At 62.3% G+C, this 23,241-nt stretch carries 22 protein-coding genes and 1 pseudogene; 17 read left to right on the forward strand and 6 right to left on the reverse strand.

Annotation, left to right across the window (positions count from 1 at the left end):
- Positions 1-40: 40 nt before the first annotated feature.
- On the reverse strand, positions 41-1,750 hold the full coding sequence (locus CKW35_RS08310; RefSeq protein ID WP_095115675.1) for a S8/S53 family peptidase: 1,710 nt from the start codon (positions 1,748-1,750) through the stop codon (positions 41-43).
- A gap of 112 nt (positions 1,751-1,862) precedes the next feature.
- Here CKW35_RS08310 and CKW35_RS08315 point away from each other — a divergent pair, with 112 nt between their 5' ends.
- Both CKW35_RS08315 and aceA read left to right on the forward strand, forming a co-directional pair.
- Entirely contained in the window at positions 1,863-2,627 is a 765-nt protein-coding gene (locus CKW35_RS08315; protein ID WP_172901768.1) for a secretin N-terminal domain-containing protein, read from the forward strand.
- 493 nt (positions 2,628-3,120) lie between these two features.
- On the forward strand, positions 3,121-4,446 hold the full coding sequence (aceA, locus tag CKW35_RS08320; RefSeq protein WP_016488214.1) for an isocitrate lyase: 1,326 nt from the start codon (positions 3,121-3,123) through the stop codon (positions 4,444-4,446).
- A gap of 131 nt (positions 4,447-4,577) precedes the next feature.
- Here aceA and CKW35_RS08325 read toward each other — a convergent pair.
- Both CKW35_RS08325 and CKW35_RS08330 read right to left on the reverse strand, forming a co-directional pair.
- Positions 4,578-4,837 (reverse strand): annotated as a pseudogene (locus tag CKW35_RS08325) (DUF3077 domain-containing protein); the annotation flags it as partial.
- A gap of 158 nt (positions 4,838-4,995) precedes the next feature.
- Complete coding sequence (locus CKW35_RS08330; RefSeq protein WP_095115716.1) at positions 4,996-5,238, reverse strand: hypothetical protein; 243 nt, start codon at positions 5,236-5,238, stop codon at positions 4,996-4,998.
- Between the two features lie 411 nt (positions 5,239-5,649).
- On the opposite strand from CKW35_RS08330, the gene CKW35_RS08335 reads away from it, so the two are divergent.
- The 14 genes from CKW35_RS08335 (at position 5,650) to nuoN (ending at position 21,648) form a co-directional block, all read left to right on the forward strand.
- Positions 5,650-6,312 carry a lysoplasmalogenase gene (locus CKW35_RS08335; RefSeq protein ID WP_016488217.1) on the forward strand — a complete coding sequence of 221 codons (663 nt, stop codon included), beginning with the start codon at positions 5,650-5,652 and terminating at the stop codon, positions 6,310-6,312.
- Between the two features lie 381 nt (positions 6,313-6,693).
- On the forward strand, positions 6,694-7,107 hold the full coding sequence (locus tag CKW35_RS08340) for an NADH-quinone oxidoreductase subunit A (RefSeq protein ID WP_003251427.1): 414 nt from the start codon (positions 6,694-6,696) through the stop codon (positions 7,105-7,107).
- A 10-nt stretch (positions 7,108-7,117) separates the two neighbouring features.
- Entirely contained in the window at positions 7,118-7,795 is a 678-nt protein-coding gene (locus CKW35_RS08345; RefSeq protein WP_012313769.1) for an NADH-quinone oxidoreductase subunit B family protein, read from the forward strand.
- A gap of 79 nt (positions 7,796-7,874) precedes the next feature.
- Positions 7,875-9,656 (forward strand): NADH-quinone oxidoreductase subunit C/D, encoded by a 1,782-nt coding sequence (nuoC, locus tag CKW35_RS08350; protein ID WP_016488218.1) that lies wholly within the window; start codon positions 7,875-7,877, stop codon positions 9,654-9,656.
- Positions 9,657-9,658: 2 nt separating this feature from the next.
- Complete coding sequence (gene nuoE / locus CKW35_RS08355; RefSeq protein ID WP_016488219.1) at positions 9,659-10,156, forward strand: NADH-quinone oxidoreductase subunit NuoE; 498 nt, start codon at positions 9,659-9,661, stop codon at positions 10,154-10,156.
- Positions 10,153-11,514 carry an NADH-quinone oxidoreductase subunit NuoF gene (gene nuoF, locus CKW35_RS08360; RefSeq protein WP_016488220.1) on the forward strand — a complete coding sequence of 454 codons (1,362 nt, stop codon included), beginning with the start codon at positions 10,153-10,155 and terminating at the stop codon, positions 11,512-11,514. Before nuoE ends, nuoF begins: the two co-directional genes overlap by 4 nt.
- Before the next feature lie 132 nt (positions 11,515-11,646).
- Positions 11,647-14,361 (forward strand): NADH-quinone oxidoreductase subunit NuoG, encoded by a 2,715-nt coding sequence (gene nuoG / locus CKW35_RS08365; RefSeq protein WP_016488221.1) that lies wholly within the window; start codon positions 11,647-11,649, stop codon positions 14,359-14,361.
- Positions 14,358-15,365 carry an NADH-quinone oxidoreductase subunit NuoH gene (nuoH, locus tag CKW35_RS08370; RefSeq protein ID WP_016488222.1) on the forward strand — a complete coding sequence of 336 codons (1,008 nt, stop codon included), beginning with the start codon at positions 14,358-14,360 and terminating at the stop codon, positions 15,363-15,365. The genes nuoG and nuoH overlap by 4 nt, the downstream gene beginning before the upstream one ends.
- Before the next feature lie 11 nt (positions 15,366-15,376).
- A complete protein-coding gene (gene nuoI, locus CKW35_RS08375) occupies positions 15,377-15,925 on the forward strand; it encodes an NADH-quinone oxidoreductase subunit NuoI (RefSeq protein WP_016488223.1) in 549 nt (182 codons plus the stop codon).
- Between the two features lie 10 nt (positions 15,926-15,935).
- Positions 15,936-16,436, forward strand: a complete 501-nt coding sequence (nuoJ, locus tag CKW35_RS08380) for an NADH-quinone oxidoreductase subunit J (RefSeq protein WP_016488224.1) — start codon at positions 15,936-15,938, stop codon at positions 16,434-16,436.
- 3 nt (positions 16,437-16,439) lie between these two features.
- Entirely contained in the window at positions 16,440-16,748 is a 309-nt protein-coding gene (gene nuoK, locus CKW35_RS08385) for an NADH-quinone oxidoreductase subunit NuoK (protein WP_003251446.1), read from the forward strand.
- Complete coding sequence (gene nuoL, locus CKW35_RS08390; RefSeq protein WP_016488225.1) at positions 16,745-18,598, forward strand: NADH-quinone oxidoreductase subunit L; 1,854 nt, start codon at positions 16,745-16,747, stop codon at positions 18,596-18,598. Before nuoK ends, nuoL begins: the two co-directional genes overlap by 4 nt.
- Before the next feature lie 40 nt (positions 18,599-18,638).
- Positions 18,639-20,171, forward strand: a complete 1,533-nt coding sequence (gene nuoM, locus CKW35_RS08395; RefSeq protein WP_016488226.1) for an NADH-quinone oxidoreductase subunit M — start codon at positions 18,639-18,641, stop codon at positions 20,169-20,171.
- Between the two features lie 7 nt (positions 20,172-20,178).
- The gene (gene nuoN / locus CKW35_RS08400; RefSeq protein ID WP_016488227.1) at positions 20,179-21,648 is read left to right on the forward strand and encodes an NADH-quinone oxidoreductase subunit NuoN; all 1,470 of its coding nucleotides are present in this window, start codon (positions 20,179-20,181) and stop codon (positions 21,646-21,648) included.
- Positions 21,649-21,728: 80 nt separating this feature from the next.
- Here nuoN and CKW35_RS08405 read toward each other — a convergent pair whose 3' ends face one another.
- Positions 21,729-21,992: an ogr/Delta-like zinc finger family protein gene (locus CKW35_RS08405; RefSeq protein WP_016488228.1), complete on the reverse strand. Its 264-nt coding sequence runs from the start codon at positions 21,990-21,992 to the stop codon at positions 21,729-21,731.
- Between the two features lie 179 nt (positions 21,993-22,171).
- Here CKW35_RS08405 and CKW35_RS08410 point away from each other — a divergent pair, with 179 nt between their 5' ends.
- Positions 22,172-22,540 carry a helix-turn-helix domain-containing protein gene (locus tag CKW35_RS08410; RefSeq protein ID WP_016488229.1) on the forward strand — a complete coding sequence of 123 codons (369 nt, stop codon included), beginning with the start codon at positions 22,172-22,174 and terminating at the stop codon, positions 22,538-22,540.
- On the opposite strand, the gene CKW35_RS08415 is transcribed toward CKW35_RS08410, so the two are convergent.
- A complete protein-coding gene (locus tag CKW35_RS08415; RefSeq protein ID WP_016488230.1) occupies positions 22,537-22,899 on the reverse strand; it encodes a hypothetical protein in 363 nt (120 codons plus the stop codon). The two genes, CKW35_RS08410 and CKW35_RS08415, sit on opposite strands and share 4 nt — an antisense overlap.
- The gene (locus tag CKW35_RS08420) at positions 22,892-23,239 is read right to left on the reverse strand and encodes a head completion/stabilization protein (protein WP_016488231.1); all 348 of its coding nucleotides are present in this window, start codon (positions 23,237-23,239) and stop codon (positions 22,892-22,894) included. The genes CKW35_RS08415 and CKW35_RS08420 overlap by 8 nt, the downstream gene beginning before the upstream one ends.
- Between the last annotated feature and the right edge of the window lie 2 nt (positions 23,240-23,241).

A 23,241-nucleotide genomic window follows, 5' to 3' on the forward strand; every position in this document is an offset into this window, starting at 1 on the left:
GGGCGCGATGTTACGGAATTTGTCTGACAGCGGCCACCGTTCAGCGCACCCGCTCCCGGCTCTGCACTGCCAGGTCCAGCGCACGCTGCATGTCCAGCCGCGCTGAACGCCCCAGGTCAGGGTGGTTCAGGCGCCCTCCACGTTCCGAAGGCAGGATCGGCGCCGTCAGGTCTTCGGCATCCATCGCCTCGAAATCCTGCTCGGTGCCCAGGGTCAGGGCACTGCGCCGCAACAGCATGCGCACCTGTTCCGGGGTCAGGGCCGGGTTGATCGACAGCATCGTTGCAACGGTGGCAGTCACCAAGGGTGTTGCGTACGACGTGCCGCAATGCGCAGCAGCGGCAGCCGCTGGGCGAATGCAGGCAGCGGCACTGACATCCACGCGCATGTCGACGTTGGAGCTGTGGCGCTTGCGCACATGCTCGGGGGCTTCGACCGCAGTCGCCTTGTCGCTGCGCTGGTGCCCGCCCACCACCAGCAGTTGTTCGGAGATGAACGACGACGGCAGGCGGTATTCGTCGGTACCTGACCACGACGCACCGTTACCCGCCGAATTCACCACCATCACATCTGGATGCTCTTTGCGCAGCCAGAGAAAGAACTCCTCAAGCAATTCCTCGTAACCACTCATCGCCAGCCCGGAACGCACCAGCGAATCGACCTCATCACCGTTGACATCGCGTGCGCCTACCCGGTGGATGCCCCAGCTCCAGTTCAGCACCCGCACGCCATCCTCGACCAGGTTCACCGATGCAGCGATGTTGGCGGTGATACCTGCATCGGAGTTGCGCTCTACAATCACCTCGAAGCCAGGGCTGTGCTTGCCCAGCCCCGGCAAAAATCCCTCACCCTGTGCGGCGAGAATGCCTGCGACATGGCTGCCGTGGCTGGTCGCGCGATCCCCGTCGCGCGCGTACAGGCAGGTCTGGCCCTGTTCGCAGCCGCCTCGGTATTGGCTGAACGCGGGGGCATCAAAATCCACTTCACGCTCGACTACCCCAACCCGCACGGGGTGCACCGGCAAGTGCGAAGCGCCAATCCGTCGCTGGTAGAAATACAGCGCATCCATGAACCGGTTGGCGGCCCATTCGTCCGCCTGGTCGATGGCCCGAGCGTCGCGGCCGCTGCCTTCTTCACCGCGCTCCGGTGCAGACTCCTCGACAACCACGGCATCCACGCTGAGTTCACTGCCCATGCGCAGGATCATCGCGTCACGCTGCACCAGGTCAGCCACCGGCAAGCGCAACTGGTAGACATTCAGCGGCGGTATCGCACCGACAACCTGGGCGCCGTATTTATCGGCAATACGCCGGGCCTCTCCAAGGCCTTCGTGTTTCTCCTCAATCAACAGGCTGACCAGGTCGACATAGGTGGTCAGGCCATCCATGTTCTTCGCCACCTCATCAGGCCTTGCGGCGACCACATGACTGCGCTGGCGGGTCAGCCATACAGGGTTGCTGGTACTGCTGCCAGACTCCAGCCAAAGCGGCGCGCTGCGCTGGGCTTGCTTCGCCAGCTTCAGCGTGAGCCGGTCACCTTGACGCTCGATATCCGACGTTGGCAGCCGCACACCGCCCAGCCATACCTTTGGCACATCTGCCCCGAGCCCCTCGGCACGCAGGCACCATTGCTGCTGGCTATCGCCGAACAAGTCGCCGCACCGCTGCAGCTGCTTGATGCGCAGCGTATCCGCTGCAGCCTGTGCACCAAGGCTGCAAAGCCATAACAGCAGGATCAGACTACCCTTCATGTAATCACCCCACGCGTTCCCTGTGAGTGCGACTGACGGCGCAGCTTAAAGGTTCATCTGCCCACCCCGGAGCGTGATCCAGATCCAGCAGGACATCCGCAAATTTGCCATCATGTTGATTCCACCTGCGGAGATCATGGACATGCCGCTACGCCCCTTTTTCGCCTCCCTGCTGCTCGTTGCCAGCCTCGCCGCCCAGGCGGCCACCGAGGTGGTGCCGCTGCAGCACCGCGCCAGCGCCGAACTGCTGCCTGCCGCACAGGCATTCATTGGCAAGGACGGCACGGTCAGCGCTTTCGAAAACAAGCTGATCGTCAACGCCAGCCCCGAGCGCATCAGCGACCTGCGCACTTTGCTGCAGCAACTGGACACCGCTCCCAAACGCCTGCTGATCAGCGTTGACAACAACGACAGCAACTTCCAGGACAACCGCGGTAACGCACGCGTCATCCACTACGGCACCAGCAACCGTGACGGCGGCATGCAGCAGGTTCAGGCCAGCGAAGGCCAGCCTGCACTCATTCAGGTTGGCCAGAGCATCCCGATTACCAGCACCAGCACCGACGGTTATGGGCGCATCCAGAGCAACACCGAATACCGCAATGTGACCCAGGGCTTTTATGTCACGCCCAGTTTGAGCGGTGACACGGTTCGTCTGCAAATCAGCACTAATAATGACCGCATCAGCCAGGAACGTGCAGATGTAGTGAAAGTGCAAAGCACCGACACGACCGTGACCGGCAAGCTCGGCGAGTGGATCACCCTGGCAGGCTACAACCAGCAGAGCCAAGCCGAGCGCAGCGCGTCAAGCCGCAGTTACAGCACCCAGCGCGGTGAAAACATGACTTTGCGGGTGAAAGTCGACCTTCTGGACTGATCCCAGGCAATTCAAGGCCTCGACCAAAGGCCTTGAAACTGACTGACAAGTCGCATTAGACCAAAGATGTAGTAAGTGAAAAAATCCACTACAAAACATTTGACAGGGTCTTTTTCCCAAGGGCATGATGGCCTCGCTCCCGCTAATCAGGGGCCCTGGCAAGGGCCTTCGAGGCGTGCTCCTCCCACCCCCGGAGGCGCCTCGTGTCTATACGGCCCACAAGGCGGTTCGACGGGATTGCGACTGCAACGAAGAAGTTGTCCCGAGGGACGGAAGCGCATCACCGCAGTACTGGCAATCGCGTAGCACCGCAGCAAGGCAACCACGAGCCGACCTGCCGGAGCACACCTTCGCCCGGCCTGCCCACCCTTCCCCCTTCGAGCCTTCGCGTTCGCCGCCGCACTCCTGCGAACAGGACAGCCGCCAAGCGCCCTGATCTGCACCCGAGCATCAGCACAATTAACCCAAGATCGATGCGACGAGGTTTATTTCCATGGCACTGACACGCGAACAGCAAATTGCAGCCCTCGAGAAAGATTGGGCCGAGAACCCGCGCTGGAAAGGCGTGACCCGTACCTACACCGCCGCTGATGTCGTTCGCCTGCGTGGCTCCCTGCAGCCAGAGCACACCCTGGCCCGCCAGGGTGCAGAAAAACTGTGGAAGCTGGTCACCCAAGGTGCCCACCCGTCCTTCCGCCCAGACAAAGATTTCGTCAACTGCATGGGCGCCCTGACCGGTGGCCAGGCAGTGCAACAGGTCAAGGCCGGCATCCAGGCCATTTACCTGTCCGGCTGGCAGGTTGCCGCCGACAACAACTCGGCCGAGTCGATGTACCCTGACCAGTCGCTGTACCCGGTTGACTCGGTACCGACCGTGGTCAAGCGCATCAACAACTCGTTCCGCCGCGCCGACCAGATCCAGTGGAAAGCCGGCAAGAACCCGGGCGACGAAGGCTACATCGACTACTTCGCCCCAATCGTGGCTGACGCCGAAGCCGGTTTCGGTGGCGTGTTGAACGCCTATGAGCTGATGAAGAACATGATCGAAGCAGGCGCCGCCGGCGTGCACTTCGAAGACCAGCTGGCCTCGGTCAAAAAATGCGGCCACATGGGCGGCAAGGTACTGGTACCGACGCAGGAAGCCGTACAGAAGCTGGTGGCCGCGCGCCTGGCAGCTGACGTTTCCGGCGTGCCGACTATCATTCTGGCCCGTACAGACGCCAACGCCGCTGACCTGCTGACCAGCGACTGCGACCCGTACGATCAGCCGTTCGTGATTGGCGAGCGTACCCGTGAGGGCTTCTACAAGGTCCGCGCCGGCCTCGACCAGGCCATCTCTCGCGGCCTGGCTTATGCGCCATATGCCGACCTGATCTGGTGCGAAACCGCCAAGCCAGACCTGGACGAAGCCCGTCGCTTCGCCGAGGCCATCAAGAAGGAGTACCCGGACCAGATCCTGTCGTACAACTGCTCGCCTTCCTTCAACTGGAAGAAGAACCTGGACGACGCCACCATCGCCAAGTTCCAGCGCGAGCTGTCGGCCATGGGCTACAAGCACCAGTTCATCACGCTGGCGGGTATCCACAACATGTGGCACGGCATGTTCAACCTGGCGCACGACTACGCCCGCAACGACATGACCGCCTACGTGAAGCTGCAAGAGCAGGAATTCGCTGACGCCAGCAAAGGCTACACCTTCGTGGCGCACCAGCAAGAAGTGGGCACTGGCTACTTCGACGACATGACCACTGTGATTCAGGGTGGCGCATCGTCGGTGACTGCCCTGACCGGCTCGACCGAGGAAGAGCAGTTCCACTGATGGTGGGTTGCCACTGAAGAAAGGCCCAGAGCTGCGGAAGCCCTGGGCCTTTCTTTTTGTCGATACCAGACCGACCAGAAATGCACGAAACCTGTAGGGGCGGCCCCGTGTCGCGAAAGGGCTGCGGTATGTCAGTGCTTCATGCCCAGCTCTGCGTCATCCTCAGCGCCTTGGCCATTGCACTCAGGTAGTGAGCAGCCCAGATCATCATGGGCTTCTCCTCCATCAGGCCAGTGATGGTCAGTTCACGGACATAGCCCATCAATTCCGAAGATTGCTCGCGGGCGTCCCGACAGGGGATGCCGGGTTCGATGCGGAACAGTGGATGGGTGCCGTTTTCGCCTTGATAGAAAGTGGTCTGGCCGACGGTGAATTGGGTGTCTTCTGTTGTCTTTGTTCAATTCCCTGAAAATTCTCTAATGCCTGGGCCGGCCCCTTCGCGGGCACGCCCGCTCTCACAGGTACTGTGCAAGTCTTGCAGCCTGTGGTGATCCTGTGGGAGCGGGCGTGCCCGCGAAGGGGCCGGCCCTGACAACACATTAAGCAGCCTTAGTGCGAAGTCCTGCGCTCACTGGGCGCCTGCACCTGAACCAAAGCGGACTCAGGCAAAGCCCGTAGCGCCTCCAGCTCGTGCATGGAGGTCATCATCAGGATCGAAACTGGGGACTTGGGCTGAAGCAGCAACGCCTGATGCACCACGGTGGCTGCGTATAGTGCGTAGTCGCTGGCCTGGATCAGGGTGTCTTCGAGGGAGTGGGGGTTGTGGGGTGGGTCGGGGACAACTTTCAGCATGACTCGCTCCTTTCTTTCCTGTTTGGCTGCCATCCGCCCGCTGTCTGTCAGGTGTTCTGCGCCCGATTGCGTCAGGGCGGCGAGGCGCCCGGCTTGATTGTTGCGGCGCTCCTCAAATCGAGCGCCGCCCGCGCGGCGCTTCGCGGCACAAGGCCGCTCCCACATTTGTTTCGGGCCAATTATTCCTGTGCCATAGGCGCGCGCACCCTGGGTGCATGGCTGGAGATTAATGAAGAGCAGTGATGCAACCTTCAATATCGAAGGGGACAGACAAGGCGGGCGGCGCTTGATCTCACAGGCGTCGCATTCCTTTCGCCAAGCCCATGCCAGCCCTAACACAATCCAATGGCGTCACCAGCAAACCCCACAATCACGTCTATGCTTGAGGCAGCACAGCAGCAAGGACCGCCCATGCCTCGTCCAAGCCACCTGATGATTCTGGCCCTGGCCGCCGCCGCCCTCTATATATATGCACTGGCCAGCGACAATACCCTGCTCGCCCTGCTGGCCAAACCCGTTCCCGTCCTGGCGCTTGTCGCCTGGCTGCGCGGCGTTCCGGCCACACCTTATCGCAAGTGGATCTCGATCGGCCTGGGCTTCTCGGTACTGGGCGACATACTGCTGGCCATCCCCGCCGACCTGTTCGTGTTCGGCCTGGCCGCCTTCCTCTGTGCCCACCTGGCTTACCTGCGCGGCTATTGCGGCATTACCCTGCGCCCCACCCTGCCCGCACTGATCTTCAGCGCCATCACCGGCATCGCGCTGCTCGGCGTACTGGCCAGCCACGGCCTCGGCCCGTTGCTGATCCCGGTCGCGCTGTACGCCCTGGTCATCAGCGCCATGCTCTGGCGCGCCCTGGCCTGTGGCGGGCTGGCCGCAATCGGCGCCGGCCTGTTCGTGATCTCGGACAGCCTGATCGGCATCGACCGCTTCGTCAGCCCGTTCGCCGCCGCGCCCTATCTGATCATCCTCATCTACTGGCTTGGCCAGTGGGCGATTGCGGCATCAGCCAATCAACGCTCAACCGATAAAGTATTGATCCAGAGCGGTACGCGCCGCGTCGAAAGCTGCTAGAACAGGAGTCTTTCGCATTTGCAAGTAGGGGGCATCGCCGGATGAACTTTACAAGGCACAGAACAGCCAAATTACATGGCACCAGGTCAAATGATATTAATTATCATTACGAAACTTGTAATTCGTTACCAGTCGCAAGAAACATAATTAACAAAACCGCACGCAATGCCCGAATATCAAGGCTTTCAGCCATTTACGACTGCCTTTTGTTCTTAATCCTACGAATAAATTTGCGACAGAAATTTTACTTGCACCGGGTTTACCCATAAAATCAGCGCGATTGATTCAGCTGCGACATTTGGTCACTGCACCTGCGACACCACGTCGCCGCTCTACTTATTTCAGACTGCAGAGCTGGGTCTCTGTATAAGGATCTCTAGCATGTCCGATTCGGCAGGACTCATCGCCCACAACTGGGGCTTTGCCATCTTCCTCCTGGGTGTCGTCGGCCTGTGTGCCTTCATGCTCGGCCTGTCCAGCCTGCTCGGTAGCAAGGCCTGGGGCCGCGCCAAGAACGAACCCTTCGAATCCGGCATGCTGCCCGTCGGCAGCGCCCGCCTGCGCCTGTCCGCCAAATTCTATCTGGTCGCGATGCTGTTCGTGATCTTCGATATCGAAGCCCTCTTTCTCTTTGCATGGTCTGTGTCCGTCCGCGAAAGCGGCTGGACCGGGTTCGTCGAAGCACTCGTTTTCATAGCAATTCTGTTGGCAGGTCTTGTCTACCTATGGCGCGTCGGTGCTCTTGATTGGGCTCCCGAAGGTCGCCGCAAGCGGCAAGCGAAGCTGAAACAATGAGGCTTTGGCAATGCAATACAATCTCACCAGAATCGATCCGGATGCGCCTAACGAGCAGTACCCGGTAGGTGAACGGGAAACCGTCACCGACCAACTGCTGGAGGACCAGGTCCACAAGAACATCTACATGGGGAAACTCGAAGATGTGCTGCGTGGCGCGGTCAACTGGGGTCGCAAGAACTCCCTCTGGCCGTACAACTTCGGCCTGTCCTGCTGCTACGTGGAAATGACCACGGCATTCACGGCACCCCACGACATCGCCCGCTTCGGCGCCGAAGTCATCCGGGCCTCGCCGCGTCAGGCCGACTTCATGGTCATCGCCGGCACCTGCTTCATCAAGATGGCGCCGATCATCCAGCGCCTGTATGAGCAGATGCTCGAACCGAAATGGGTCATTTCCATGGGTTCGTGCGCCAACTCCGGTGGCATGTACGACATCTACTCGGTCGTTCAGGGGGTCGACAAGTTCCTCCCTGTGGACGTCTATGTGCCTGGCTGCCCGCCACGCCCTGAGGCTTTCCTGCAAGGCTTGATGCTGTTGCAGGAGTCGATCGGCCAAGAACGACGCCCGCTTTCCTGGGTTGTTGGTGATCAAGGTATTTACCGTGCCGAGATGCCAGCCCAGAAAGACCTGCGTCGTGAGCAGCGCATTGCAGTAACCAACCTGCGCAGCCCCGACGAAGTCTGATCCAGCGACCTGCCGCCCGCTCCCCCTGGAGCCGGCGGCCTGGCTTCATTCTTAACGTTGACCCAAAGCGACCGAGACCATGACAGCGGACAACGCTATTTATATTCCGCCCTACAAGGCTGACGACCAGGATGTGGTCGTCGAACTGAACAACCGTTTTGGCGCCGAAGCATTCGTCGCCCAGGAAACCCGCACCGGCATGCCCGTGCTGTGGGTCAAGCGCGCCCAGCTCAAAGAGGTGCTCAGCTTCCTGCGCGGTGTCGCCAAGCCTTACAGCATGCTGTACGACCTGCACGGCGTGGACGAACGCCTGCGCACCCAGCGCCGTGGCCTGCCGGCCGCCGACTTCAGTGTGTTCTACCACCTGCTGTCGATCGAGCGTAACAGTGACGTGATGATCAAGGTGTCGCTGAGCGAAGGCGACCTGAACCTGCCGACCGTGACCGGTATCTGGCCAAACGCCAACTGGTACGAGCGCGAAGTGTGGGACATGTTCGGCATCGACTTTGCCGGCCACCCGCACCTCAGCCGCATCATGATGCCGCCCACCTGGGAAGGTCACCCGCTGCGCAAGGACTACCCGGCCCGTGCCACCGAGTTCGACCCCTACAGCCTGACCCTGGCCAAGCAACAGCTTGAAGAAGAGTCGGCGCGCTTCAACCCGGAAGCCTGGGGCATGAAGCGTCAGGGCGCCAACGAGGACTACATGTTCCTCAACCTCGGCCCTAACCACCCTTCGGCGCACGGTGCGTTCCGTATCGTTCTGCAGCTGGACGGTGAAGAGATCGTCGACTGCGTACCGGACATCGGCTACCACCACCGTGGTGCCGAAAAAATGGCCGAGCGCCAGTCCTGGCACAGCTTCATCCCCTACACCGACCGTATCGACTACCTCGGCGGGGTGATGAACAACCTGCCGTACGTACTGGCGGTGGAAAAGCTGGCGGGCATCAAGGTGCCGCAGAAGGTCGACGTTATCCGCGTGATGCTGGCCGAGTTCTTCCGCATCACCAGCCACCTGCTGTTCCTGGGTACCTACATCCAGGACGTTGGCGCCATGACCCCGGTATTCTTCACCTTCACCGACCGCCAGCGCGCCTACACCGTGATCGAAGCGATCACCGGTTTCCGCCTGCACCCGGCCTGGTACCGCATCGGCGGCGTCGCCCACGACCTGCCGCGCGGCTGGGAGAAACTGGTCAAGGACTTCGTTGAATGGCTGCCCAAGCGCCTCGACGAGTACACCAAGGCTGCCCTGCAGAACAGCATCCTCAAGGGCCGTACCATTGGCGTTGCTGCATACAACACCAAGGAAGCCCTGGAATGGGGCACCACCGGTGCCGGCCTGCGCTCCACCGGTTGCGATTTCGACCTGCGCAAAGCCCGCCCCTACTCCGGCTACGAGAACTTCGAGTTCGAAGTACCGCTGGCCCACAACGGCGATGCCTACGATCGCTGCATGGTCCGTGTCGAGGAGATGCGTCAGAGTATCCGCATCATCGACCAGTGCCTGCGCAACATGCCGGAAGGCCCGTACAAGGCGGATCACCCGCTGACCACGCCGCCACCGAAAGAGCGCACCCTGCAGCACATCGAGACCCTGATCACGCACTTCCTGCAAGTCTCGTGGGGCCCGGTCATGCCGGCCAACGAGTCGTTCCAGATGATCGAGGCGACCAAGGGCATCAACAGTTACTACCTGACGAGCGATGGCGGCACCATGAGCTACCGCACCCGGATCCGTACCCCGAGCTACCCGCACCTGCAGCAGATCCCTTCGGTGATCAAAGGCAGCATGGTCGCCGACCTCATTGCGTACCTGGGCAGTATCGACTTCGTTATGGCTGACGTGGACCGCTAAGCATGAACAGCACGCTTATCCAGACAGACCGTTTCGCCCTGAGCGAAACAGAGCGCTCGGCCATCGAGCACGAAATGCATCACTACGAAGACCCGCGCGCGGCGTCCATCGAAGCCCTGAAGATCGTCCAGAAGGAACGTGGCTGGGTGCCGGACGGCGCCATCCACGCCATCGGCGAGGTGCTGGGCATCCCGGCCAGCGACGTGGAGGGTGTAGCCACCTTCTACAGCCAGATCTTCCGCCAGCCCGTTGGCCGCCACATCATCCGCGTGTGCGACAGCATGGTCTGCTACATCGGCGGCCATGAATCGGTCGTCAGCCAGATCCAGAGCGAGCTGGGCATCGGCCTCGGCCAGACCACCGCCGACGGCCGCTTCACCCTGCTGCCGGTGTGCTGCCTGGGCAACTGCGACAAGGCCCCGGCGCTGATGATCGACGACGACACCTTTGGCGACGTGCAGCCCGCTGGCGTCACCCAATTGCTGGAGGGTTACGTATGACCATTACTTCCTTCGGCCCGGCCAACCGCATTGCGCGCTCGGCCGAAACCCACCCGCTGACCTGGCGCCTGCGTGACGACGGCGAGCCTGTTTGGCTGGCCGAATACCAGGCCAAGAACGGCTACGCTGCTGCCCGCAAGGCGCTGGGCGAGATGTCGCAAGACGATATCGTGCAGAGCGTCAAGGACTCCGGCCTCAAGGGCCGTGGCGGCGCAGGCTTCCCCACTGGCGTGAAGTGGGGCCTGATGCCCAAAGACGAATCCATGAACATCCGCTACCTGCTGTGCAACGCGGACGAAATGGAGCCCAACACCTGGAAGGACCGCATGCTGATGGAGCAACAGCCCCATCTGCTGGTCGAGGGCATGCTGATCAGCGCCCGCGCCCTGAAGGCCTACCGTGGCTACATCTTCCTGCGTGGCGAATACACCACGGCGGCGAAAAACCTCAACCGCGCCATTGATGAAGCCAAGGCCGCCGGCCTGCTGGGCAAGAACATCCTGGGCTCGGGTTTCGATTTCGAGCTGTTCGTGCACACCGGTGCCGGCCGTTACATCTGCGGTGAAGAAACTGCACTGATCAACTCGCTGGAAGGCCGCCGCGCCAACCCGCGCTCCAAGCCGCCCTTCCCTGCCGCCGTCGGCGTGTGGGGCAAGCCGACGTGCGTGAACAACGTCGAAACCCTGTGCAACGTGCCAGCCATCGTTGCCAACGGCAACGACTGGTACAAGTCGCTGGCCCGCGAAGGCAGCGAAGACCACGGCACCAAGCTGATGGGCTTCTCCGGCAAGGTGAAGAACCCAGGCCTGTGGGAGCTGCCGTTTGGCGTCACCGCCCGCGAGCTGTTCGAAGACTATGCCGGTGGCATGCGTGATGGCTTCAAGCTCAAGTGCTGGCAGCCAGGCGGCGCCGGTACCGGCTTCCTGCTGCCCGAGCACCTCGACGCGCAGATGTACGCCGGTGGCATCGCCAAGGTCGGCACCCGTATGGGTACTGGCCTGGCCATGGCGGTGGACGACAGCATCAACATGGTGTCGCTGCTGCGCAACATGGAAGAGTTCTTCGCCCGCGAGTCTTGCGGCTGGTGCACCCCATGCCGTGACGGCCTGCCGTGGAGCGTGAAGATGCTGCGCGCACTGGAAAACGGCCAGGGCCGCGCCGAAGACATCGAGACGCTGCTGGGCCTGGTCAACTTCCTCGGCCCCGGCCGTACCTTCTGTGCTCACGCACCGGGGGCGGTGGAGCCGTTGGGCAGTGCCATCAAATACTTCCGCTCGGAGTTCGAGGCCGGTGTAGCACCGGAAAGCGCTGGCACCCTGCGCCCGAACCTGGCGAAGCCCATTGTGGTAGGCGCATAACAAGATAGAACGCGGGTGGTCCGTGCCACCCGCCAGCCTGTCGGCCGGCCCGCATGAAGTGTGGCGTGCCGCAGGCATACAGATTTCCATTAGCCACGCCCGCTCACGCGGGCCAACGAAGAACTTTGAACAATGGCCACTATCCACGTAGACGGCAAAGCGCTCGAAGTCAACGGTGCAGATAACCTGTTACAGGCGTGTCTGTCGCTAGGCCTCGACATCCCTTATTTCTGCTGGCACCCGGCGCTTGGTAGCGTCGGTGCCTGCCGGCAGTGCGCGGTCAAGCAGTACACCGACGAGAACGACACCCGTGGTCGTATCGTCATGTCCTGCATGACCCCAGCCTCCGACGGCACCTGGATTTCCATCGAAGATGACGAGTCCAAGGCGTTTCGCGCCAGCGTCGTCGAATGGCTGATGACCAACCACCCGCACGACTGCCCGGTGTGCGAGGAAGGCGGTCACTGCCACCTGCAAGACATGACGGTGATGACCGGCCACAACGAGCGCCGCTACCGTTTCACCAAGCGTACCCACCAGAACCAGGACCTCGGCCCGTTCATTGCCCATGAGATGAACCGCTGCATCGCCTGCTATCGCTGCGTGCGCTACTACAAGGACTACGCCGGTGGTACCGACCTGGGCGTCTACGGCGCCCACGATAACGTGTACTTCGGCCGTGTCGAAGACGGCGTGCTGGAAAGCGAGTTCTCCGGCAACCTGACCGAGGTCTGCCCGACCGGTGTGTTCACCGACAAGACCCACTCCGAGCGCTACAACCGCAAGTGGGACATGCAGTTTGCCCCAAGCATCTGCCATGGCTGCTCCAGCGGCTGCAACATCAGCCCGGGCGAGCGCTACGGTGAACTGCGCCGGATCGAAAACCGCTTCAACGGCTCGGTCAACCAGTACTTCCTGTGCGACCGCGGCCGCTTCGGTTACGGCTACGTCAACCGCAAGGATCGCCCACGCCAGCCACACCTGGCCGATGGCACCAAGCTGGGCCTGGACGCCGCCCTGGACAAGGCTGCCGACCTGCTGCGCGGCCGTACCATCGTCGGTATCGGCTCGCCACGCGCCAGCCTTGAAAGCAACTACGGCCTGCGTGAGCTGGTCGGTGCCGAGTACTTCTACTCCGGCATGGAAGCGGGCGAACTGGCCCGCGTGCGCCTGGCCCTGAACGTGCTGAACAACAGCCCGCTGCCGGTGCCGACCCTGCGCGACATCGAAGACCACGACGCCGTGTTCGTGCTCGGTGAAGACCTGACCCAGACCGCTGCCCGCGTGGCCCTCGCCGTGCGCCAGGCCACCAAGGGCAAGGCCGAGGCCATGGCCGAAGCGATGAAAGTGCAGCCATGGCTCGACGCCGCCGTGAAGAACATCGGCCAGCACGCGCTGTACCCGCTGTTCATTGCCTCGCTGGCTGAAACCAAGCTGGACGACGTTGCCGAAGAATGCGTGCACGCCGCGCCTGCCGACCTGGCCCGCATCGGTTTCGCAGTGGCTCACGCCATCGACCCGAGCGCACCCGCCGTCGCCGGCCTGGACGACGAAGCCAAGGCCCTGGCCCAACGCATCGCCGACGCGCTGGTTGCCGCCAAGCGCCCACTGGTTGTCGCCGGTACTTCGCTGGCCGACCCGGCACTGATCGAAGCCGCCGCCAACATCGCCAAGGCCCTGAAGCTGCGCGAGAAGGACGGTTCGCTGAGCCTGGTGGTACCTGAGGCCAACAGCATCGGCCTGGCCATGCTCGGTGGCGAGTCCGTGGATGCCGCGCTGGACGCGGTCATCAGCGGCAAGGCCGACGCCATCGTCGTGCTGGAAAACGATCTGTACGCCCGCGTGCCGGCCGCCAAGGTCGACGCCGCCCTGGCTGCGGCCAAGGTGGTGATCGTTGCCGACCACTCGAAAACGCCGACGATCGACCGCGCCCACCTGGTACTGCCGGCCGCCTCGTTCGCCGAAGGCGACGGAACCCTCGTCAGCCAGGAAGGCCGCGCCCAGCGCTTCTTCCAGGTGTTCGACCCGCAGTACCTGGACAGCAGCATCCAGATCCACGAAGGCTGGCGCTGGATGCACGCCCTGCGTGCCACCCTGCTGAACAAGCCGGTCGACTGGACCCAGCTGGACCACGTTACCAGCGCCTGCGCCGAAGCCGCCCCGCAACTGGCCGGCATCGTCAACGCTGCACCAAGCGCCGCCTTCCGCATCAAGGGCATGAAGCTGGCCCGTGAGCCGCTGCGCTACTCCGGCCGTACTGCCATGCGCGCCAACATCAGCGTGCACGAACCGCGCACCCCGCAAGACAAGGACACCGCGTTCGCCTTCTCCATGGAAGGTTACTCGGGCTCCGCCGAACCGCGCCAGCAGGTGCCGTTCGCCTGGTCGCCGGGCTGGAACTCGCCGCAAGCCTGGAACAAGTTCCAGGACGAGGTCGGTGGCCACCTGCGTGCCGGTGACCCTGGCGTACGCCTGATCGAGTCGCAAGGCGATCGCCTGAACTGGTTCAACGCCATTCCGGGCGCCTTCAACCCGGCCCGTGGCACCTGGACCGCGGTACCGTTCTTCCACCTGTTCGGCAGCGAAGAAAGCTCCTCGCGGGCCGCGCCGGTACAAGAACGTATCCCGGCTGCCTACGTGGCCCTGGCCAAGTCCGAAGCCGACCGCCTGGGTGTCAACGAGGGCGCCCTGCTGAGCCTGAACGTGGCCGGTGTGGCCCTGCGCCTGCCGCTGCGCATCAATGAAGAGCTGGGCGCTGGCCTGGTCGCGCTGCCGAAAGGCCTGGCCGGCATCCCGCCTGCCATCTTCGGTGCACCCGTCGAAGGTCTGCAGGAGGCAGCACAATGAGCTGGTTCACCCCCGAAGTGATCGATGTGATCATCCAGGTCGTCAAGGCTATCGTGGTGCTGCTGGCCGTAGTGGTCTGCGGCGCCCTGCTCAGCTTCGTCGAGCGCCGCCTGCTGGGCTGGTGGCAGGACCGCTACGGTCCTAACCGTGTCGGCCCGTTCGGCATGTTCCAGATCGCCGCCGACATGCTGAAGATGTTCTTCAAGGAAGACTGGAACCCACCCTTCGTCGACAAGATGATCTTCACCCTGGCGCCGGTCGTGGCCATGAGCGCCCTGCTGATCGGCTTCTCGATCATCCCGATCACACCGGGCTGGGGCGTTGCCGACCTGAACATCGGCCTGCTGTTCTTCTTCGCCATGGCTGGCCTGTCGGTCTACGCGGTGCTGTTCGCCGGCTGGTCGTCGAACAACAAGTACGCCCTGCTGGGCAGCTTGCGTGCTTCGGCACAGACGGTGTCGTACGAAGTGTTCCTGGGCTTGGCGCTGATGGGCGTTGTGGTGCAGGTGGGCTCGTTCAACATGCGCGACATCGTCGAGTACCAGGCGCAGAACCTGTGGTTCATCATTCCGCAGTTCTTCGGCTTCTGCACCTTCTTCATCGCTGGCGTCGCCGTGACTCACCGTCACCCGTTCGACCAGCCAGAAGCAGAACAGGAACTGGCCGACGGCTACCACATCGAGTATGCCGGCATGAAATGGGGCATGTTCTTTGTCGGTGAGTACATCGGCATCATCCTCATCTCGGCGCTGCTGGTAACCCTGTTCTTCGGTGGCTGGCACGGCCCGTTCGGCATCCTGCCGCAACTGCCGTTCCTGTGGTTCGCCCTGAAGACCGCGTTCTTCATCATGCTGTTCATTCTGCTGCGCGCCTCGATTCCGCGCCCACGTTATGACCAGGTGATGGACTTCAGCTGGAAGTTCTGCCTGCCGCTGACCCTGATCAATTTGCTGGTGACCGCTGCGATCGTGCTCTACAACACGCCAGCCGTCGCGGCCCAGTGAGGATTTGACCCATGTTCAAGTATATCGGCGACATCGTTAAGGGCACCGGCACACAGCTGCGCAGCCTGGCCATGGTGTTCTCCCACGGGTTCCGCAAGCGCGACACCCTGCAATACCCCGAAGAACCCGTGTACCTGCCGCCGCGCTACCGCGGCCGCATCGTCCTCACCCGCGACCCCGATGGCGAGGAGCGCTGCGTAGCGTGCAACCTCTGCGCGGTGGCCTGCCCGGTCGGCTGCATCTCGTTGCAGAAGGCCGAGACCGAGGATGGTCGCTGGTACCCGGAGTTCTTCCGCATCAACTTCTCGCGTTGCATTTTCTGCGGCCTGTGTGAAGAAGCGTGCCCGACCACCGCAATCCAGCTGACCCCGGATTTCGAAATGGCCGAGTTCAAGCGTCAGGACCTGGTGTACGAGAAAGAAGATCTGCTGATCTCCGGCCCCGGCAAAAACCCTGACTACAACTTCTACCGTGTTGCGGGTATGGCGATCGCTGGCAAGCCGAAAGGCGCTGCGCAGAACGAAGCCGAGCCGATCAACGTGAAGAGCTTGCTCCCATAAGGACAGAAAGATGGAATTCGCTTTCTACTTCGCATCCGGGATCGCCGTGGTCTCCACCCTTCGGGTGGTGACCGGCACAAACCCCGTGCACGCCTTGCTTTACCTGATCATTTCACTGATCTCCGTGGCCATGATCTTCTTCTCACTGGGTGCGCCGTTCGCCGGTGCCCTGGAAGTGATCGCCTACGCCGGCGCCATCATGGTGCTGTTCGTGTTCGTGGTGATGATGCTCAACCTGGGGCCGGCTTCGGTCGCCCAGGAACGGGGCTGGCTCAAGCCCGGCATCTGGGCAGGGCCGGTGATCCTCGGCACCCTGCTGCTGCTGGAACTGCTGTACGTGCTGTTCGTCGCCCCGAGCGGCGCTGGCATCAGCGGCACCACCGTGGGCCCGAAAGAAGTGGGCATCAGCCTGTTCGGGCCGTACCTGCTGGTGGTCGAACTGGCCTCGATGCTGCTGCTGGCTGCAGCCGTCACCGCCTTCCACCTGGGCCGCAACGAGGCGAAGGAGTAAATCATGGGTGCTATCCCTCTCGAGCATGGCCTGGCGGTCGCCGGTATCCTGTTCTGCTTAGGTCTGGTTGGCCTGATGGTCCGCCGCAACATCCTCTTCGTGCTCATGAGCCTGGAAGTCATGATGAACGCCTCTGCCCTGGCGTTCGTCGTCGCCGGGGCCCGTTGGGTCCAGCCCGACGGCCAGGTGATGTTCATCCTGGTGATCAGCCTGGCAGCCGCCGAGGCCAGTATTGGCCTGGCCATCCTGCTGCAGCTGTATCGCCGCTTCCACACTCTCGACATCGATGCTGCCAGTGAGATGCGCGGATGAACCTTCTCTTCCTGACTTTCGTCTTCCCCCTCGTCGGCTTCCTGCTGCTGTCGTTCTCGCGCGGGCGGTTCTCGGAGAACCTGTCCGCCCTGATCGGCGTCGGCTCGGTGGGCCTTTCGGCCGCCACCGCCGCCTATGTCATCTGGCAGTTCAATGTCGCACCACCTGAAGGTGGCGCGTACAGCCAACTGCTGTGGCAGTGGATGTCGGTGGACGGCTTTGCGCCGAACTTCACCCTGTATCTGGACGGCCTGTCGGTCACCATGCTCGGCGTGGTCACCGGTGTCGGCTTCCTGATCCACCTGTTCGCGTCCTGGTACATGCGTGGCGAAGCCGGCTACTCGCGTTTCTTCTCGTACACCAACCTGTTCATCGCCAGCATGCTGTTCCTGATCCTCGGCGATAACCTGCTGTTCATCTACTTCGGCTGGGAAGGTGTAGGCCTGTGCTCGTACCTGCTGATCGGTTTCTACTACAGCAACCGCAACAACGGTAACGCGGCACTCAAGGCGTTCATCGTCACCCGCATCGGCGACGTGTTCCTGGCCATCGGCCTGTTCATCCTGTTCGCCCAGCTGGGTACCCTGAACGTGCAGGAACTGCTGGTGCTGGCACCGCAGAAGTTCCAGGCGGGCGACACCTGGATGGTGCTGGCAACGCTGATGCTGCTGGGCGGTGCGGTCGGTAAATCGGCCCAGCTGCCACTGCAGACCTGGCTGGCCGACGCAATGGCGGGCCCAACCCCGGTTTCGGCACTGATCCACGCGGCAACCATGGTGACTGCGGGCGTGTACCTGATCGCCCGTACCAACGGCCTGTTCCTGCTGGCACCGGACATCCTGCACCTGGTAGGTGTTGTCGGTGGCGTGACCCTGGTACTGGCCGGCTTCGCCGCGCTGGTACAGACCGACATCAAGCGTATCCTCGCCTACTCGACCATGAGCCAGATCGGCTACATGTTCCTGGCCTTGGGCGTTGGCGCCTGGGATGCGGCGATCTTCCACCTGATGACCCACGCCTTCTTCAAGGCCCTGCTGTTCCTTGCCTCCGGTGCGGTGATCGTTGCCTGCCACCACGAGCAGAACATCTTCAAAATGGGCGGCCTGTGGAAGAAACTGCCCCTGGCCTACGCCAGCTTCGTGGTCGGTGGTGCTGCCCTGGCCGCCCTGCCGATCGTGACCGTGGGCTTCTACTCCAAGGACGAAATCCTCTGGGAAGCGTTTGCCAGCGGTAACACCGGCCTGCTGTACGCCGGCCTGGTCGGTGCGTTCATGACCTCGCTGTACACCTTCCGCCTGATCTTCATCGCCTTCCACGGCGAAGCCAAGACCGAAGCTCACGCGGGTCACGGCATCAGCCACTGGCTGCCGCTGGGTGTGCTGATCGTGCTGTCGACCTTCGTGGGTGCCTGGATCACCCCGCCGCTGGCAGGCGTGCTGCCTGAGAGCGCCGGCCACGCCGGTGGTGAAGCCAAGCATGCGCTGGAGATCACCTCGGGTGCCATCGCCATCGCTGGTATCCTGCTGTCGGCCCTGCTGTTCCTGGGCAAGCGCAGCTTCGTCAGCGCAGTCGCCAACAGCGGCATCGGCCGCGTCCTGTCGGCCTGGTGGTTCGCCGCTTGGGGCTTCGACTGGATCTACGACAAGCTTTTCGTCAAACCGTACCTGTTGATCTGCCACATCCTGCGCAAGGACCCGGTAGACCGCAGCATCGGCCTGATTCCTCGGATGGCGCGTGGCGGTCATGTCGCCATGAGCAAGACCGAGACTGGCCAACTGCGCTGGTACACCGCCTCTATCGCCGTGGGTGCCGTGCTGGTGCTCGGTGCCGTGTTAGTGGCTGCGGTATGACAATGAATCTTGCGACTTTGCCAAAGGAAACCAACCCGTCATGATTTTGCCTTGGCTGATCCTGATCCCCTTCATCGGCGGCTTCCTGTGCTGGCTGGGTGAGCGCTTCGGCGCCACCTTGCCGCGCTGGATCGCGCTGCTGACCATGTCCCTGCTGCTCGGCATCGGCCTGTGGCTGTGGGCGACCGGCGACTACACCCTCGCCCCCGCTCCGGGCGCCGAACCTGCCTGGGCCCTGGAATACAAACTCCAGTGGATCCAGCGCTTCGGCATCAGCATCCACCTGGCCCTCGACGGCCTGTCGCTGCTGATGATCCTGCTCACCGGCCTGCTCGGTGTGCTGTCGGTACTGTGCTCCTGGAAAGAGATCCAGCGCCACGTCGGCTTCTTCCACCTCAACCTGATGTGGATTCTCGGCGGCGTGGTCGGTGTGTTCCTGGCCCTGGACCTGTTCCTGTTCTTCTTCTTCTGGGAAATGATGCTGGTGCCGATGTACTTCCTCATCGCGCTCTGGGGTCATAGCTCGGCAGACGGCAAGAAGACCCGGATCTACGCGGCGACCAAGTTCTTCATCTTCACCCAGGCCAGCGGCCTGATCATGCTGGTGGCGATCCTGGGCCTGGTGCTGGTCAACTACAACACCACCGGCGTGCTCACCTTCAACTACAGCGACCTGCTCAAGGCCGAGCTGCCAGCCGGTGTCGAGTACCTGCTGATGCTGGGCTTCTTCATCGCCTTCGCGGTGAAGCTGCCAGTGGTACCGTTCCACTCCTGGCTGCCTGATGCCCACGCCCAGGCACCGACCGCAGGTTCCGTGGACCTGGCGGGTATCTTGCTGAAGACCGCGGCCTACGGCCTGCTGCGCTTCGCCCTGCCGCTGTTCCCGAACGCCTCGGCCGAGTTCGCGCCCATCGCCATGACCCTGGGCCTGATCGGTATCTTCTACGGTGCCTTCCTGGCCTTTGCGCAAACCGACATCAAGCGCCTGATCGCCTTCTCCAGCGTCTCGCACATGGGCTTCGTGCTGATCGGCATCTACTCCGGCAGCCAGCAGGCCCTGCAAGGCGCGGTGATCCAGATGCTGGCCCACGGCCTGTCGGCTGCGGCGCTGTTCATCCTGTCCGGCCAGCTGTACGAGCGCCTGCACACCCGTGACATGCGTCAGATGGGTGGCCTGTGGCACCGCATCGCCTACCTCCCGGCGATCAGCCTGTTCTTCGCCGCTGCCTCCCTGGGCCTGCCAGGTACCGGCAACTTCGTCGGCGAGTTCCTGATCCTGATCGGCAGCTTCGCGCATGTACCATGGATCACCGTGATCGCCACCACCGGCCTGGTATTCGGTTCTGTCTACTCGCTGATCATGATCCACCGCGCCTACTTCGGCCCGGCCAAGGCCGACACCGTGCTGGCTGGCATGGATGGTCGCGAGCTGATCATGGTGCTGGGCCTGGCGGGACTGCTGATTCTGCTGGGCGTGTATCCGCAGCCGTTCCTCGACACCTCTGCCGCCACCATGAGTGGTGTGCAGCAGTGGCTCGGTTCCGCTTTCACTCAACTCGCTTCGGCCCGGTAAGAGCGCTATGGAATTCACCACTCAACACTTCATCGCATTGGCGCCGATGCTGATCACCACCATCACCACGGTGGTGGTGATGCTGGCGATCGCCTGGAAGCGCAACCACTCGCAGACCTTCCTGCTGTCCACCGTGGGCCTGAACCTGGCCCTGCTGTCGATCCTGCCGGCGCTGAAGGTAGCGCCGCTGGCCGTCACCGCGCTGATCACCATCGACAAGTTCGCCTGCCTGTACATGGCGATCATCCTGGTGGCGACGCTGGCGTGCGTCACCTTGGCCCACGCCTACCTTGGCGAAGGCTCCAAGGGCTTCCCGGGCAACCGTGAAGAACTGTACCTGCTGCTGCTGATGTCGGCACTCGGTGGCCTGGTACTGGTCAGCGCCAACCACCTGGCCGGCCTGTTCATTGGCCTGGAGCTGCTGTCGGTACCGGTCTACGGCCTGGTGGCGTATGCGTTCTTCAACAAGCGTTCACTGGAAGCCGGCATCAAGTACATGGTGCTGTCGGCTGCAGGCTCGGCTTTCCTGCTGTTCGGCATGGCCCTGCTGTACGCGGATGCAGGTAGCCTGAGCTTTGACCAGATCGGCAAAGCCCTGGCGACCACCAGCATGCCAAGCCTGGTGGCCCAACTGGGCCTGGGCATGATGCTGGTCGGCCTGGCCTTCAAGCTGTCGCTGGTACCGTTCCACCTGTGGACCCCGGACGTGTACGAAGGCGCCCCGGCGCCGGTCGCCGCGTTCCTGGCCACCGCCAGCAAGGTCGCGGTGTTCGCTGTGGTCGTGCGCCTGTTCATGCTCTCCCCTGCTGCCAGCAGCGGCGCGCTGAGCACCGTACTGGCGGTGATTGCCGTGGCCTCGATCCTTATTGGCAACCTGCTGGCGCTGACCCAGAGCAACCTCAAGCGCCTGCTGGGTTACTCGTCCATCGCCCACTTCGGCTACCTGGTCATTGCCCTGGTTGCCAGCAAGGGCCTGGCCCTGGAAGCCATGGGCGTTTATCTGGTCACCTACGTGATCACCAGCCTGGGTGCCTTCGGTGTCATCACCCTGATGTCCTCGCCTTACGGCGGCCGTGACGCCGATGCACTGTATGAGTACCGCGGCCTGTTCTGGCGCCGTCCGTACCTGACGGCCGTACTGACCGTGATGATGCTGTCGCTGGCGGGCATCCCGCTGACCGCTGGCTTCATCGGCAAGTTCTACATCATCGCCACTGGCGTAGAGTCGCACCTGTGGTGGCTGGTCGGTGCCCTGGTGATCGGTAGCGCCATCGGCGTTTACTACTACCTGCGCGTCATGGTCACCCTGTACCTGGTCGAGCCGAACCTGCGTCGCCACGACGCCCCGCTGAAGTGGGAACAGCGCACCGGTGGCGTCATGCTGCTGGCCATCGCCATTCTTGCCTTCGTACTCGGCGTCTACCCGCAACCGCTGCTGGAGCTGGTCCAGCAAGCCGGCCTGCAACTGATAGGCTGATTGCCCCGGCAACACAAAACACCCCGCCTATGCGGGGTGTTTTTTTATCGGCGCATTTTTGGCCTGCCCCCAGTGACGCCTCACTCAACCCGGCTGGGCTGGCCTGCTCCAGGCAGGGCGGCCTGGCGCAAATCACCATTGGCCGAAGGCAGGTACACTTCCGGATTGGGCATCCCGCTAGGGGACAGTTCATGGGTCATTTCGAATTCGGCACGTACTGACCAGCCACACGCCTCGGTGGTGCATTGCAAATAAGCGATACGCAGGAAAATATGGCGCCCCTCGCTAGTACGTATGCGCATTCGGCTGTGGCAATGCGGGCAAACCAGCTTGTAAGTACTCACGGCAAGTACCTGCTAGCATTGCCCAAGCCAGCCTGTGTGTAAGTATTGGCTGCAACTGTGGGTGTATTCTTCAATTGGGTGGTTCTCATTGCAGAAGTGCTCCTTAAAACGCAGGGCTGTATTCATAACGAGTAGTTTAAGCCCATGGAATATCATTAAACCAGTCATGGATATTTGTTATGAGTACTCACGTACTTGCTGCGGTGCTCACGCGCCTTAAACTGCTGACCGGCTCAGAGTCCGATGCCGAGCTGTCCCGGGCACTTTCGGTGAGCCCACAAACGCTGAGCAGCTGGAAGACGCGCGACAGCATTCCATACTCACTTTGCATAGATATCGCCAGGCAGTATGACTGCTCACTGGACTGGCTGTTGCTGGGCCAGGCCGATCAGCACCCCGCAGGCCCTGATGAAGCAGGCTGGGAATGCGACATGCTTGAGCGCCTGCGTACGCTATCGCCCAGTGATCGCCAGGCCATCCTGCTGTTCATCAAGGACAAGCAGCGTATCCAGCAACTGGAGCGGCAGTTGAGTGAGCTTGGTGGCTAACCCCGCCGGCGCCAGCGCTGGATCAGCTCACGCGGGTCAAGCGTGTCCACCAGCACCATGACCTTGAGGCTGATGGGGATCACCACCACGGCAGCCACGAATGCCGCCATGCCACGGGTCAACAGTGGCACCAGTGACGAAACCAGTGGTTCGAATAAATGGCCCACACCCACGGTGATGAATACCAACAGCAATTTCTTGCTCAGCGTCAGGCGCCTGGCTGTATTGGTAATCAACCGATCGCGCGCCGCACTGACCAGCAATGCCCCCAGCAGCGCAGCGAACAGTACATTGCCATCCACACCGAGCAGCGCCAAGAAGGCCGATGCCAGGTTATCCAGCACAGATTGCTCAGGCATGGGACTGCCCTCGTCGCGGCACAGAAAGGCAGGCCGTCGAACGCAGGCTGTACATGACCGCCGCTTCGACGAACCGGATGTAGCACACCCGCAAGGCACGCCCATGGTCATGCCCGGCGACATCTTCGAGGCGCTTGTAGCCGCGCTCTCGCAATACTGCCCGCCAGCGAGCGAATTCGCGTGCCGCGTCGATGGCCGCACAGCGGGCAGCTACTTCAAGTGCAACCTCACTGACAGGCGCTTGCAGTTGCAGGCGCTCACGCAGCCTGCCCAGGTCCACCCGCGGCCAGAACGGGTCGTGGCTATCGGCAAAGCGCGGCAGCCGAGGATCGTTATCCATGC

This window comes from Pseudomonas sp. Irchel 3F3, assembly GCF_900187545.1.
GTDB lineage: Bacteria > Pseudomonadota > Gammaproteobacteria > Pseudomonadales > Pseudomonadaceae > Aquipseudomonas > Aquipseudomonas fortuita.

Excerpts from the sequence above, each read along its gene's own strand:
- CKW35_RS08310 (WP_095115675.1), bottom strand. The coding sequence starts at position 1,750 with ATGAAGGGTAGTCTGATCCTGCTGTTATGGCTTTGCAGCCTTGGTGCA.
- CKW35_RS08315 (WP_172901768.1), top strand. The coding sequence starts at position 1,863 with ATGTTGATTCCACCTGCGGAGATCATGGACATGCCGCTACGCCCCTTT.
- aceA (WP_016488214.1), top strand. The coding sequence starts at position 3,121 with ATGGCACTGACACGCGAACAGCAAATTGCAGCCCTCGAGAAAGATTGG.
- CKW35_RS08330 (WP_095115716.1), bottom strand. The coding sequence starts at position 5,238 with ATGCTGAAAGTTGTCCCCGACCCACCCCACAACCCCCACTCCCTCGAA.
- CKW35_RS08335 (WP_016488217.1), top strand. The coding sequence starts at position 5,650 with ATGCCTCGTCCAAGCCACCTGATGATTCTGGCCCTGGCCGCCGCCGCC.
- CKW35_RS08340 (WP_003251427.1), top strand. The coding sequence starts at position 6,694 with ATGTCCGATTCGGCAGGACTCATCGCCCACAACTGGGGCTTTGCCATC.
- CKW35_RS08345 (WP_012313769.1), top strand. The coding sequence starts at position 7,118 with ATGCAATACAATCTCACCAGAATCGATCCGGATGCGCCTAACGAGCAG.
- nuoC (WP_016488218.1), top strand. The coding sequence starts at position 7,875 with ATGACAGCGGACAACGCTATTTATATTCCGCCCTACAAGGCTGACGAC.
- nuoE (WP_016488219.1), top strand. The coding sequence starts at position 9,659 with ATGAACAGCACGCTTATCCAGACAGACCGTTTCGCCCTGAGCGAAACA.
- nuoF (WP_016488220.1), top strand. The coding sequence starts at position 10,153 with ATGACCATTACTTCCTTCGGCCCGGCCAACCGCATTGCGCGCTCGGCC.
- nuoG (WP_016488221.1), top strand. The coding sequence starts at position 11,647 with ATGGCCACTATCCACGTAGACGGCAAAGCGCTCGAAGTCAACGGTGCA.
- nuoH (WP_016488222.1), top strand. The coding sequence starts at position 14,358 with ATGAGCTGGTTCACCCCCGAAGTGATCGATGTGATCATCCAGGTCGTC.
- nuoI (WP_016488223.1), top strand. The coding sequence starts at position 15,377 with ATGTTCAAGTATATCGGCGACATCGTTAAGGGCACCGGCACACAGCTG.
- nuoJ (WP_016488224.1), top strand. The coding sequence starts at position 15,936 with ATGGAATTCGCTTTCTACTTCGCATCCGGGATCGCCGTGGTCTCCACC.
- nuoK (WP_003251446.1), top strand. The coding sequence starts at position 16,440 with ATGGGTGCTATCCCTCTCGAGCATGGCCTGGCGGTCGCCGGTATCCTG.
- nuoL (WP_016488225.1), top strand. The coding sequence starts at position 16,745 with ATGAACCTTCTCTTCCTGACTTTCGTCTTCCCCCTCGTCGGCTTCCTG.
- nuoM (WP_016488226.1), top strand. The coding sequence starts at position 18,639 with ATGATTTTGCCTTGGCTGATCCTGATCCCCTTCATCGGCGGCTTCCTG.
- nuoN (WP_016488227.1), top strand. The coding sequence starts at position 20,179 with ATGGAATTCACCACTCAACACTTCATCGCATTGGCGCCGATGCTGATC.
- CKW35_RS08410 (WP_016488229.1), top strand. The coding sequence starts at position 22,172 with ATGAGTACTCACGTACTTGCTGCGGTGCTCACGCGCCTTAAACTGCTG.
- CKW35_RS08415 (WP_016488230.1), bottom strand. The coding sequence starts at position 22,899 with ATGCCTGAGCAATCTGTGCTGGATAACCTGGCATCGGCCTTCTTGGCG.
- CKW35_RS08420 (WP_016488231.1), bottom strand. The coding sequence starts at position 23,239 with ATGGATAACGATCCTCGGCTGCCGCGCTTTGCCGATAGCCACGACCCG.